Source organism: Mucilaginibacter sp. P5_A4, from assembly GCF_056400605.1.
In genome coordinates, this window is the sequence record NZ_JBFUKX010000028.1 from 45,779 (window position 1) to 59,121 (window position 13,343).

Genomic DNA, 13,343 nt, shown 5'->3' on the forward strand with positions numbered 1-13,343 from the left:
CAGGGCGTTATTACAGCTATTTACAGTGTTTTGGATATTTTCTCCAGCATTTCTAAACCAGTATCTATATGATTTTTTTCAATAATAAGGGCGGGCCTGAAACGGATGCTCTTTTCACCACAGCCTAAGTACATAATATTATTAGCTAATCCCTTATTAATGAAGCTATCGCGCTTGCTTTGATCTGGGAAATCAAAGGCTGTAAGTAAGCCTTTTCCTCGCACATTGCTTATAACAGGAAGTCTGTATGCAATATCGCTTAATTGGTTTTGCAGGTAATCGCCCATTTGAGCCGCATTGTTACAAAGGTTATCTTCTTCTATTATTTCCATGATCTTTGATGAACGAACCATATCAACCAAACTGCCACCCCAGGTGGAGTTAATACGTGACGAAATGTGAAAAACATTGTTTTCTACCTCATCAACCCGGTTACTGCAAAGTATGCCGCAAACCTGCATTTTTTTCCCAAAGGCTAAAATATCTGGTCTTGCTTTTTCGCCAAAATGTTCATGGCACCAGAATTTACCTGTGAGACCTACACCTGTTTGTACTTCATCGTATATCAGCATAGCTTCATATTCATCGGCAAGTTCTCTTAGTTTCTCTAAAAACTCTTTACGTACGTGGTTATCACCGCCTTCGGATTGTACGGGCTCTATTATAATGGCACAAACATCATCCTTATTATCTTCAAAAGCTTTCCTGATCTGCGCCACGGAAAGTTGTTCCCGTTGTAGCAGGTCTTCGTGGTTACTATCACTGTAAGGGAAATTCATGTAGGGTACAGATACGCGGGGCCAGTCGAACTTGGCAAACCACTTGGTTTTATTGGGAACGGTATTGGTTAAACTTAATGTATAACCCGAACGGCCGTGAAAAGCATGCTCAAAGTGGATCACTTTAAACCCCCGCTCTTTGGTATAGCCTTTGGCAAAGTTTTTTTGAACTTTCCAGTCCATGGCGGTTTTAAGCGCGTTTTCAATGGCTAATGAACCACCGGCTATAAAAAAGGCATGGGGCAAATAATCGGGAATACCCACCCGCGAAAAAGTTTCAAGGAATTGTGCGTATTGTGTAGTATAAATATCCGAGTTTGACGGGTTAGTTAAAGCTGCCAGCATCAGGTTTTTTTTAAATTCCTCATCGTTCAGCATTTTTGGGTGATTATATCCTAATGGTACCGAAGCAAAGCAGGTAAAAAAGTCGAGCAGGGTCCGGTCGTTCTTCGAATCATAAATATAAACACCCTTACTTTTTTCCATGTCAAAAGTGAGATCGAAGCCATCGGCAAGTACATGCTTCCGTAAAGAAGCCTGAACGTTTTGTGGTGAAATAAGTAAGTTGTACATATATTTTTGATTTACACAAATTTACTAAAAAGCCCCAAAAAACAAAATTTAGGCGGTTTTTGAACCGATTGGTAAAAAAGTAACTTTAAATTGTTTAAAGTTACTTTTTGTACCAAAGCCAAAACTGGTACACCAAATTTTAAGATGGAATCTTTGGAATTATATCGAAAAAGTTTCTTTTTGTATCACCAATTATCTATTAAAAGAAATTATTGAAAACAACAAAGTTGAAGTTCATTTCTCTTTTTTAACCAGGGTGGAAGCATCTATGTATGTTGGCAATACTAATGTTTCAAGAGAGATTTATACAGAGTGAAATAATCACCGAAAAAACCGGCGTTTTGTAATTCACTATTCGTGCAATACAAGGATAGCCTTTACAGAACGGTTCATGATCTGGTTAACCGTGCTGCGGTTAAACAGGCGATAAATGATGTTATGATGGTGTTTCACCAGGCATAAAATATCCACCTCGTTCTTTTCGATAAAATCTATGATTCCGTTGAGCGGGCTGCTATCTTTCAGATAATTAAAATTAAGTATGGTTTGCGGAATGAGTTCTTTGAGTCTCGCTTCCCCGGTTTGAATGTGTTTGATATCCGATTTTTCTTCTACGTATAAAACTTCCATTGCAGCCAGTCCGAATGCTTTGACTATTTCATTAAGTGCTGCTACATCTGTTGATGATAGTTTGGTCTCGTAGTCTGTAGCCAGTGTGATTGCCGGAATGCCTGGAAATTTACTGTCCAATGGAATGATCAGTGTCGGAATCTTCACTCTGGTAACCACCATACTGGCATTGCTGCCTACAATGCCACTCAGACCCGTAGCTCCGGTGATTCCCATAACCAGTAATTCTACCTGGTGCTTGTCGATAAATTTGGTGATAACGGCTTTTAAAAACCCGACATCGCAAAGGGAGGTAACCTTAACGTCCTTAAAAGCATCTTTTTTAACATAAGCATCAGCCCATTCTTTTAATGCCGCTCTTTTGTTGTAGTAATAGTCTTCAATATAAATAGCATTATAGATGTTGTTATCAATACCTTCAGTAGGATGAATAGCGTGGATGGCACATACTTCTAACCCGAGCAGCGCAGCCAGCCCCATAGCATATTCCATCGCGTTAGCCGCGCTGGGAGAAAAATCGGTGGCAACCAGGATCTGTTTCATTTTTTAATAATTTACAAAAACTATATGAACAAATGGAATAACATAAACAATAACGCGGCTAAGGTAATAGACACAGGCAGTGTCAATACCCAGGCCAGTGCTATGTTTTTTAAAGTATTGTTATTGAGGTTGCCTTTACCGCCTGAGGCAACCATCGCACCTGCAATACCGCTCGACAACACGTGGGTTGTACTGACTGGCAGACCAAAAGCAGTGCTCAGCCCGATAGTAGAAGCTGCGACAATTTCAGAGGTGGCCCCCTGCGCATAATTCAGATGTTCATTGCCAATTTTTTCACCTATAGTGACAACAATCCTTTTCCAACCGATCATAGTGCCGAGTCCAAGTGATAACGAGATCGTGGCAATAACCCAGATCGGGGCAAAGTCTGTAACGTGTTCTATCTCTGTAGAAGCGCCTGTAAGTGTATCTCTATCTTTCTGAGAAAATTTAATGTTTTCATCTTTGATAACTGCCCTGATATCTTTAATTACGCTTTCTACCTGTTTCCGGTAGCTATAGGTTTTTGCCACATCTTTTTCACTTTTTGTAGCCAGTAAAGCCCTGGTTTGGTTTATAGCTTCGTTAAGTTTTATCAGGGGGGCCTTTTGAACGGGATCTGCAGAAACTGTTTTGGTAATTACCTGTTCCGTTTGGTTGAGTGCCGTTAATACTTTAGCGTTCGGAATGCTATGGTTTACTGCAAACCTTGCGGGCATAAAAGCAATCAGGATCAGCATAAACAGGCCCACGCCCTTCTGCCCGTCATTACTGCCGTGAAAAAAGCTAACGAGCGTGCAGGTAGTTATTAACATCAGCCTGATGTGGATAGGGGGGCGGTCATTTTCTCCGGAAGGGATATGAAACAAAGCATGCGATTTGGTGACATGCTTCAGGAAAAGCATCAACAACGCGGCAGCGCCAAAACCGATAATGGGTGATAATATCAACGACGATCCGATTTCACCAGCCTTATCCCAGTTAACACCCGGGCCGTTGTGGTACCAGGTGAAAGCGAGGCCGCCACCGATCATTGCACCGATCATGGTATGTGAACTGGAGCAGGGAATACCAAGGTACCACGTGCCCAGGTTCCAAATGATGGATGCCAATAGTACTGATAGCACCAGACAGGCCCCTACACTGACGGGTAGTGTCATTAGTGTATCCAATGGTACCAATTTTAAAATGCCCATAGCAACTGTTACGCCGCCAAGCATTACACCTAAAAAATTCCACGTTCCCGACCAGGGTATGGCGTAAACAGGTTTCAGGGCTTTGGTGTAGATCACCGTGGCTACCGCGTTGGCTGTGTCGTGAAATCCGTTTACAAATTCAAAGCCTATTACTGCTATTATACACAGAAAAAAAACGATTAAAATGTAACCGCTTAAATCAACCTGGCCAAGTAAAGGAAGGATAACTGCGATGAGTGAATAATGCATAGAACAGCGTTTCTGAAAAAAGGAATTATACTTGTCGCCTTTTATTCAAATAACCGCTTCTTAAGTTGCCTTAATGCAAAATTCAGATTAATATATCATTACCTTATTGTTTAAACAAGTAAACTAATAGTAAAATCTCCCTATACGGAAGCTCATTTACCATATTGTTCAATAGCCAGTTAGGTTAAACCGGCCATATTATTTTGGTACCTGTACTGAACTGTCATTAATTACAAATGGATGGTTTTGCAGCATGCGATAAATTTCGGCCCCTGCCAGTAAAACAGGACCGTAACCATGTGCGACATAGTTATTTACCGGCCGGTAGTAATAAAAAGCAGGATCGAAACCCATACCTGTACCCACGCAGGTACCTTCAACCTGGCCCTTATCATTTACCTTTGTACTTACCGCATTCCAGGCAAGGAGCGCCGCCGGTCCATAAGCTTTGGCATCCAGCCAGCCCTTGTTAATAGCTCTTGCAAAGCAATAGGCGTAAATTGCTGTTGCCGAAGTTTCGAGGTACGAATCATTGCGGTCAAGCAACTGGTGCCAGAAACCGGTTGCATCCTGGCGTTGCGCAAGGCCGGCAGCATGTTTGTTTAACATTGCTATCAACGCGGCTCTTCCCGGATGGCCCTGTGGCAGCGCATCAAGTAATTCAATACTTGTTAAAATAGCCCAGCCATTTGCCCTGGCCCAATGAAACTGAGGGTGCGGATCCATATCCTGAACCCAACCATGCATATACAATCCGCGTTCGGGGTTAAACATTCGTTTACTGAACAATTGGTATTGCTTTACTGCTTCATTAAAATACTTGCCATTGCCGGTAAGTGCGCCCATTTGTACAAGTGCTGGAAGGCTCATGTACAAATCATCGAGCCATAGTGTATTTGGGTGAGGGCGGTTACGCGCCAGCGTACCATCGGCCAGGCGAAATTGCTTTGTCAGGATATAACTGATATAGTTATCAATTATCGGTCGCAGATCCGGCTTTACGGCCCCTGTTCTTACGGCTTTGATCATGGCCGCAGCCATTGACCCCGCATCGTCGAGTGCCTCGGGCGTAATTACAGACTTTACCGGTGTTGTTGCCTGTGGCGAGGTTTTGAGGTAATTTTTAAAGCCGGCAACTGCGTTACCAATATAACTTACCCGGTTTAGCGTATAATCTGTAAATTTTTTATCCCCGGTTGCAGCTCCTGCCTCCAGCATACCCGTATAGGTTACGCCCCATTCATAGCTTATTAGTCTGAACTCGCCGGCTGCAAAAACACTATTGGAGTTTACGTTGTCGAAATTATTGATTGCCTGCCTGCTTGATTTGTCAATTAGTTGATAAGGTGTAACTTCATTCAAATAATGGTATACCTTATCCAGAACAGCTTTAACATCGGCGTGTTTAGTTTCCCCATAAGGGGTTATATAAGCCGGCTTAAGCAAATGTAATGGCGAAGTTGCATCATTATTTTTTGAAGAAATATTTTGGCTGTAGGATGCATGTGGGATAGTTTGTAATAACAGTGTAACAATACAGCAATTTAAAGCAAGCCGCAAAGGCCTGCAACTGCCTGGCATGRCGTCAGATCGGAGCATTAAATCGGTAATTAGTGGCATGGTTGATATATCGGTTGTAAAGTTATGGTATCAGATGTTTCCAAGGCAACATTAAGTCAAAATTCAAAAGTCAAAATTCAAAAAGCTTTATGGTGTGATAGTAAGAAAACCACAACACCTCAAACAGCATGTTCCTGTCTGAGGTGTTTTAGGTGGGTAGTGTCTACCACCCCGGGTTTTGGTAGCCACTTTTTTGGCTGGGCGACATGGGCTGGCCATTTACGGTTGTGGCATCAATCTGTATCTGAGGTATAGGTCTTAACTTATCCCTGGGCGCAATACTTGTAGCATCCTTGTTAAATAGCTTTGTTCTGTCATATAATGTTTCCGTACGCGCCAGGTCCTCCCACCTGTAAAACTCACCACATAGTTCACGTGTACGCTCATTTAGCATAAAATGGATAAAACGATCAGATGCACCGACAGCGGTAGGCGGATAATTTTCACTTGCCGCGTTAGTTGTAAATAAATCAGTTGTAGCCATCAATTGCGGATACGTATCGGATACGTCGCCGGGTGTGCCGCCGTCAAATATATAAGTTTGCGGATTTCTGAATTCACCGGAATGATACGCAGCCCTTTGCCGTATCTTATTAATATAATTTAGCGCGGTGGTATAGTCACCCTTTCGCCCATAGGCTTCGGCAGCAATAAGGTAAGTCTCGGCTAAGCGGGCAACTATACCGTTACGTATCCCTCTTTCTTCATTATAATCGCTCGTTACACGTACCGGATCCAGCATTTTTACCAAAGTAAGGTACTTGTTGTTGTTAAAGCCCTGTTGTATAGCCCCGCCTGGCGCAGTAGTATAATACCGGGCATAAACGGTATACCTGTATTTAGCCAATTGTGCTGTAGTTAATGGATTGCTTTTGGTATTTACGATAAATAACGCGGCAGTATCGCCAATACCAAATTTGTAAGCCCCTGCCAATGATGGGTTAGGTGCATTAGCAGCTGTAAATTTAGGCGTCCCCGCGTTTGTGTTAGAGTAAAACGCTGTACGGAAGCTTTTATAAAAACGGGAATCGTTTTTACGGTCAAACAGATCTATGGTATAATCTGAAGGGCCTAAACGGCGAAAAGGCCTGCCGTTAAAATTATCGGCATTCCGGGCCATACCGGGGATGCCAACATCATACTGGCAAATGTAATACTCATGTGTACGGTTACCGCTGCTGCCATTCAATGTAAGGTCTTTGATGAACTGAACCGCAAAAATGATCTCTTTACTGGCTTGTGCTGTCTGGAACCTGCTGATGTCTCCGGAGGGCGCAGACCCATTTTGACCAACAGCCGGTGTAACTACTTTTGGATAGCCTGCAGGATAAACACCGTTCCAGATATTCATATAATCGTTCTCAAGGGCGTAGTATGGACTGTTAATTACCTGTGTGGCGTAATAGGCCGCGCTATCCATATCCGTTGGCTTTTGACCCCGGGCATCGGTAACCGCGCTGCCGCGGGTTAAGTACACCTTGGCCAGGAAATGTTGCGCTGCACCCTGGGTAGCCCTACCCTGATCTGTTGTGGTTGGAGTAAGATTATCTGCCGCATAGCGAAGATCATTAATAATTTGTTTATACACATCGGCGGCAGATGCACGCGTAAAATCAGTTTGCTTACCTGTAATCGGCTGCAATACTAAGGGCACGCCGGCAAACTGCTGTACCAGCTGAAAATAATAATACCCTCTCAGAAACCTTAACTCGGCCATTCGCTGGGTAACCTGTGCCGGCGTACTCAATGTTTTTGATGTTGTGCTTTTGAAAAGCGGTAGCTGCTGGATCCCCAGGTTACAACGCCCGATACCCTGGTAATTATTTACCCATAAACCATTTAATAAACCTTCGGCAGGGTTAAGGCTTGCAGCATAACTGTTATAGTATTCATAGTTAAACTGATCGCCTTCTATAAACTCATCAGTGCCAAAATTATATAAAGCATAAGCCTGCTCACCTTCAAATTTGTTACGAAGAGGAGTGTAAGCTGACCGTACCAGGTCCTCTAAACCCTGGTCAGTATTATAATGCTCCTGCGTAAGGGTACTTACCAAATCTTCTTTAAGGTACTTCTTACACGATGTGATGCCTAAACTCATCACGAATACAATAACCGGAATGATATATTTTTTCATTTTTATTATCTTTTAATTATAACCAATTGCTTATAAGCCCGCTTTTATCCCAAATACTAAACTTCTGTAACTGTATGATGTAGGACCGGGGTTATTGGTACTGCTTGATGGATATGAGCTCGAATATGGCATTGTTTCAGGATCGTAGGTTTTATATTTGCTGAATAAGAAGGGATTAACCGCATTAACTGAGAATGATAAACTCCGCATCTTTATTTTATTAAGTATAGAAGCCGGTAGCTGGTACGAAAGCAAAATACTCCTTACCCGTACAAATGATCCGTCTCTGAAACCATTTGCCTGCCAGTAAAGCGGTATATCACTGGTGAGGTTAGGCTGAGGATAATCATTTGATGGGTTGGTTGGTGTCCAATAATTTAACTGTATTGACTGATAACGGCCAACAAGCGAAGGGCGTGGATCGCGCACCAATCCGCCATGGCTGATATACACAAAGGCTGATAATTCAAAACCTTTATAACTAATTGTATTATTAATACTACCGGTCCACTGCGGGTTTGGCGAACCCAGCAGCATTTTATCGGCTTCGGTAATAGTAGTATCACCATTCATATCCTGTACGCGAATCCTGCCGGGTTGCAATGCGGTATTGGCCTTGTTTCCGGCTTTTTTCCAGTAATAGTCATATAAAATACCACCTGGCTGCGCATCGCTGTTCTGGAATATGCCCTGCCTTTTATAATCGTAATATGACCTGATGGGGGCACCTAAGAACCACTGGCTCGAAATGTTATTATTACCTGAACCATCAAGCGATGTAATAGCCTCTTTATTTTTAGAGAATACAAAGTCGGTTGTCCATTTAAATCCACCATGGTTAATATTGACAGTAGAAAGGGCTACCTCAATACCACGGTTTCTTACTTTGCCCAGATTAACAGTTATGTTACTATAACCCGATGCGTCAGGTAATTTCTGAGGTTGAATTTCATTTGAATTAGATTCATAAACATCAATTGAACCCGAAATCCGACCTTTAAATAAACCGTAGTCCAGGCCTATATTTTTGGTTACGGTTTTTTCCCAGGTTAAATCGGGGAGTGGTAAACCATTGGGTGCGTAACCCTGGGCCGGGCTGACACCAAAATTATAGTAGGATAAATTTAAAGTACCATTGGTTAAATATGGCCGGATACCTGAGTTACCTACAGAACCTATACCACCACGTAACTTTAGCTGATCAACAAAGTTCACCGCTCTCATGAAATTTTCCTGGTCGATACGCCAGGCTACAGAACCTGATGGGAAAGCTTTACCCTTATGCTGTTCAGATAGTACAGAAGATCCGTCATACCTTTCTGCTAAAGTTAAAATGTACTTACCGTTATATGCATAAATTATCCTTCCTAAAAATGATGCTAACTGATATTGCGAATAGCCTCCTTTATAGGTTACCACCCCCGTGGCATTGTTTTGTAAGGAGTACCATTTTTGCGATTCATAGTTAAGGCCGGCGGCCGAAGCATTGGTGGAGTCTCTTCGGTCTTTCACCAATTCTTGTACCGCGGTTATACTGATGTCATGTTTTTTTGCAACAGTAGTACTGTATGACAATTGGTTTTGCAGTGTCCAGGTTAGGTTTGAACTTGTGTTAAAAGAGGCGTTTGCCGCGCCGCCAGCCCTCGACGAGGAAATGGAACCATTGAATGTGCCGTTTCTTACACTCGTTACATCGGCACCAAAAGTGCTTTTCAATGTTAATCCCTTAAAAATATTAGCTTGTACGTATACGTTGGCTAAAAAATGGCTTATGCGATTTTCATTAATGATATTGGTAACATCATTAAGAGGATTAAGAATGTTACTATCATTACCCGGAAACAGCACAAAATTGCCGTTGCTGTCATAAGGTTCGGCCAAAGGTAATTGCCCCGAGGCAGCACTATATATATCAGAACCTGTATTTTGTATAGCATTGGCGTAAGTGATATTACTACCTGCAGAAAAATAGCTTATCGGCCTGAAACTTGCACTATTTGATATGCTATACCTGGTATAATCCTGCCCCGGTATAATTCCCTTCTGTTTTAAATATCCCAATGAAAAAGCATTGCTGAGTTTTTCTGAACCACCTGATATGGAAAAGTTGTGGTTTTGTGTTGAACCTGTTCTTAATGCCTTTTTCTGCCAGTCATAGGTAGATACTTTGGAAGCATCATAAATAGCAACGTTATCCAGTATGGGATAACCCAAACTTGAAAGCAAGGCCTTTTCGGCATCTGTAGTGGGCCTTGTAGCTACATCAAATACGCCGTTTGCAGGATCATACTTGGTAAAGGTATATCCGGCCAAAACCTTACCTAATACGTTGGGATCTGCACCAAAAAGTTTATAATCTGATGCAGGATCCGGAAAATACCGCTGGCTGCTGCTTGTGGTACTTAATCCCGGATTATATGATTTGCCCCCTACATAAGCATCCCTTTTAAACTGCGCATAATCGGGCCCATTAAATACGTTTAACTTTCTTAATATATTATCAAATGATGTGCTGCCACTGTAGTTAACCGTTACCTTACCTGCTTTTCCTTTTTTTGTAGTAATCTGTATAACCCCGTTGGCGCCTCTTGAGCCATAAATTGCTGTAGCCGAAGCATCCTTTAATATATCGACAGATTCGATATCCAGGGGATTAATATCATCAATACTGTAAGATACAGGAACACCATCTACCACAAATAATGGGTCGTTAGTAGCATTTAATGAGCGGTTGCCCCTGATGCGGATAGCAGAACCTGCACCAGGACGATAGGAACTTGGCCGTACAACCAGGCCCGGTGCTTGTCCCTGTAAAGCAGTGCTCAGGTTAGCTGCCGGTACTTTATCCATTTTTTCCACATTAACCGATGCTATAGCGCTTGATACATCGCCCCTTTTTTGTGTACCATAGCCAATTACCACCACTTCGCTTAATGATTTTGATTCGGGTATTAATTTAACATTCACAACAAGGCCGGCGCCTACGGTAACTTCCTCTGTTTTGAAGCCTATAAAACTAAATATCAGAACACTGCCCTGAACATTACCATCTGGAGCGTGCAGGCTATATGAACCATTGCCATCAGTAACGGTAGCAGCGTTTGTCCCTTTTAGTTTGACACTTACACCCGGTAATGGCTGGCCGGTTTCATCAGTAACTTTACCGGTTATAACCACAGGAGGCAACGGCGGGGCATTATCCATAACATCTGCCTTAGGCTTTAAAATAATGGTTTTATCAAAAATCTGGTAAGTAAACGGCTGGCCCGCAAAACAGTCCTTCAGTACTGTTTCCAACGGAACATCTTTCACGTTAATGGAAATCTTTTTTGTTTTTTGAAGCAGCTCATCGGCATATAAAAATTTATAATTAACCTGCCTGTTAATTTGCTGGAATATCTTCTGTAATGAAACATTTTTTTCTGACAGCGTAACAGTTTGCGAATACGAAATTGCGCTTACGTGCATACTACATACCAGTAAAATAACAGTGGTTAATTTCATAATCAGGAGTGTTTTAAATACCGGCTTGCGCATCCGGCAAAAACATTCATAGTAAAAATTAAAATTCATACTTTTGCATTGTATAGGTTGAATAATCGATTGGTTAGTAATTGCATACGGCCAGCTATTGATCCTGTATCTGCCGGGGGCGCGCCAACGCTTCCCGGTTTTTGTTCAAAGCTTTTTATTTGTTTATTCTATTTAATTTGGGGAGATGCCGTTACCTGGTTACAGTAATTTTCCGGCCATCAATACGGAAATGAACTCCTCCTGTCAGTTCAAGCATATTTAATATTTGTGATAGGTTATTCCTGCGTGAAATGCTTCCCGAAATATGTGTTTGAGGTATTTCATCTTTGTATTCAACTTCAACATCGTACCATCTGGCAATTTTCTTCATTACGCTTTCCATATCTTCTTTGTCAAAAATGAAAAGGTCATTTTTCCAGGCCACAGATTCGTTAACATCAATAGCTTGAATTTTAATTTTTGAAGAGTTTCGTTTGATATAGGCTTGCTGTCCGGGCAGTATCGTTTTACTATGACCATCCTGGTATATTTTAACCGAGCCTTCAAGTAAAGTGGTTTTTACAGCTTCTTCATCGTTGTAGGCATGTACATTAAAATGTGTACCCAGTACCTGTACCACTGTGTTGTTTGCAAACACTTTAAAAGGCTTTAATTTATTTTTGGCAACTTCAAAATAAGCCTCGCCGGTTAAATAAACCTTACGCTCAAACTTGTTGAACACTATAGGAAATTTTAAAGATGAGGCAGAGTTGAGCCAAACCAAACTGCCATCGGGCAGTGATATTTTGTATTTGCACCCTGTAGGAATAGTAATAATATTGTGTTGGTTTTTGAAAAAGCCGCTGTTGCTACTTGTTATATGATAACTAACAATACCGCTATTGACACTGATTCTTAATCCGGCATAGTTTTTAACCGTACCTGCCGTACGGCCATTTATTGTTACTACAGAACCATTGGCTAAGGTAAGTTTGGCTTTGTCTGTGCCGGGAGGTACATCATTTTTATATGCGATGTTTTTAGAGATTGCAGCCTGTAGTTTTAAAGCAGGATGCGAATTTTTATAAAGTATAGCTGTTACAGAAAGCGTTAAAAGGATAGCCGCCGCGTATTTCCACTTTCGCATGAAAATATAAACCTTATCAGTAAATGATACATTTTGAGTCCGCATAGCGATATTTTGCCATGCATCCCTGGTTTTTATGGATGTGAGGAAATCCAGGTCGGATTTTATCATTTCCTCATTTTGTAACTTTTCCATCAGCAAAGCATTTTCGGGCTTCGCGTTTATCCAGGCATTCAGCTCAATTTCTTCAATTGCAGATAGACCGCCCTTCAAGTGCTTTGCAATAAGAACAGCATACTGATAAGCTTCGTAATTGTTGTCCATAAATAATATTTAGGCTGTGCCTGGGGCACATAACTGGTAATATCAATAAGGACACCTGAATGTAACAACGGGGTGACAGCAAGATGAAAAAAAGTTTTTTGAGTAAAATCGAAAAATTAAAAGCAGCTAATGGCTATTAATACAACAAAAAGTTCCGGACTTAAATTGCCTCTTAATACTTTAAGAGCCCTTTGCTTTTGTGTTTTAACCGTATTAACTGATATACCCAAAACATCGGCTATTTGATTGTTTTTCATATCATCCAGGTAACTCATCCGGAATATTTGCTGGCAACTGCCGGGCAGCAATGCAATTGCCTGGTGTATCTCTGCCAGTACTTCAGTTCTGATAATGGTATGAAATATGGTTTCTTCAACGGGAATGCCATGCAGACTGTTCATATGCTGTTCGGCTACTTTATTATGCCTGATAATATTTAAACTGGCATTTTTTACTGTACTATAGAGGAAATTTTTTATCGCTACCGGGTTATCGGAAATATGATCACAGTTGTCCCAAAATTTCACAAAAGCATCCTGGGTAATATCCTCGGCCTGCGGTTTATTGTTAACTATCTGGTACGAAAAATATACCAGTCGGCTATAATAACAATCAAATAAATTTTTTAAATCAGTCTCACGGTAAGTTTTACTTTGATTATCTAAAACATTATTTTCCATTATAGATCAGGT

8 protein-coding genes are annotated in these 13,343 nt (G+C 41.5%); all 8 read right to left on the minus strand.

Features of this window, described 5'->3' with window-relative positions:
* Positions 1–20 precede the first annotated feature (20 nt).
* The 8 genes from lat to AC1DQW_RS16950 all read right to left on the minus strand — a co-directional run bounded on the left by lat (position 21) and on the right by AC1DQW_RS16950 (position 13,331).
* Positions 21–1,352 (minus strand): L-lysine 6-transaminase, encoded by a 1,332-nt coding sequence (gene lat / locus AC1DQW_RS16915; protein WP_477455161.1) that lies wholly within the window; start codon positions 1,350–1,352, stop codon positions 21–23.
* Positions 1,353–1,703: 351 nt separating this feature from the next.
* Complete coding sequence (locus tag AC1DQW_RS16920) at positions 1,704–2,525, minus strand: universal stress protein (RefSeq protein WP_477455162.1); 822 nt, start codon at positions 2,523–2,525, stop codon at positions 1,704–1,706.
* 20 nt (positions 2,526–2,545) lie between these two features.
* Positions 2,546–3,970, minus strand: a complete 1,425-nt coding sequence (locus tag AC1DQW_RS16925) for an inorganic phosphate transporter (RefSeq protein WP_477455163.1) — start codon at positions 3,968–3,970, stop codon at positions 2,546–2,548.
* 198 nt (positions 3,971–4,168) lie between these two features.
* Complete coding sequence (locus tag AC1DQW_RS16930) at positions 4,169–5,569, minus strand: glycoside hydrolase family 88/105 protein (RefSeq protein WP_477455164.1); 1,401 nt, start codon at positions 5,567–5,569, stop codon at positions 4,169–4,171.
* 184 nt (positions 5,570–5,753) lie between these two features.
* A complete protein-coding gene (locus AC1DQW_RS16935; RefSeq protein ID WP_477455165.1) occupies positions 5,754–7,727 on the minus strand; it encodes a RagB/SusD family nutrient uptake outer membrane protein in 1,974 nt (657 codons plus the stop codon).
* Between the two features lie 30 nt (positions 7,728–7,757).
* Positions 7,758–11,231: a TonB-dependent receptor gene (locus tag AC1DQW_RS16940; RefSeq protein WP_477455166.1), complete on the minus strand. Its 3,474-nt coding sequence runs from the start codon at positions 11,229–11,231 to the stop codon at positions 7,758–7,760.
* A 220-nt stretch (positions 11,232–11,451) separates the two neighbouring features.
* Positions 11,452–12,651 carry a FecR family protein gene (locus tag AC1DQW_RS16945; RefSeq protein ID WP_477455167.1) on the minus strand — a complete coding sequence of 400 codons (1,200 nt, stop codon included), beginning with the start codon at positions 12,649–12,651 and terminating at the stop codon, positions 11,452–11,454.
* A 116-nt stretch (positions 12,652–12,767) separates the two neighbouring features.
* The gene (locus AC1DQW_RS16950; protein ID WP_477455168.1) at positions 12,768–13,331 is read right to left on the minus strand and encodes an RNA polymerase sigma-70 factor; all 564 of its coding nucleotides are present in this window, start codon (positions 13,329–13,331) and stop codon (positions 12,768–12,770) included.
* Positions 13,332–13,343 lie beyond the last annotated feature (12 nt).

Bases quoted from the DNA above. Each gene is read 5' to 3' on its own strand.
- lat (WP_477455161.1), bottom strand. From the start codon at position 1,352: ATGTACAACTTACTTATTTCACCACAAAACGTTCAGGCTTCTTTACGG.
- AC1DQW_RS16950 (WP_477455168.1), bottom strand. From the start codon at position 13,331: ATGGAAAATAATGTTTTAGATAATCAAAGTAAAACTTACCGTGAGACT.
- AC1DQW_RS16925 (WP_477455163.1), bottom strand. From the start codon at position 3,970: ATGCATTATTCACTCATCGCAGTTATCCTTCCTTTACTTGGCCAGGTT.
- AC1DQW_RS16920 (WP_477455162.1), bottom strand. From the start codon at position 2,525: ATGAAACAGATCCTGGTTGCCACCGATTTTTCTCCCAGCGCGGCTAAC.
- AC1DQW_RS16940 (WP_477455166.1), bottom strand. From the start codon at position 11,231: ATGAAATTAACCACTGTTATTTTACTGGTATGTAGTATGCACGTAAGC.
- AC1DQW_RS16935 (WP_477455165.1), bottom strand. From the start codon at position 7,727: ATGAAAAAATATATCATTCCGGTTATTGTATTCGTGATGAGTTTAGGC.
- AC1DQW_RS16945 (WP_477455167.1), bottom strand. From the start codon at position 12,651: ATGGACAACAATTACGAAGCTTATCAGTATGCTGTTCTTATTGCAAAG.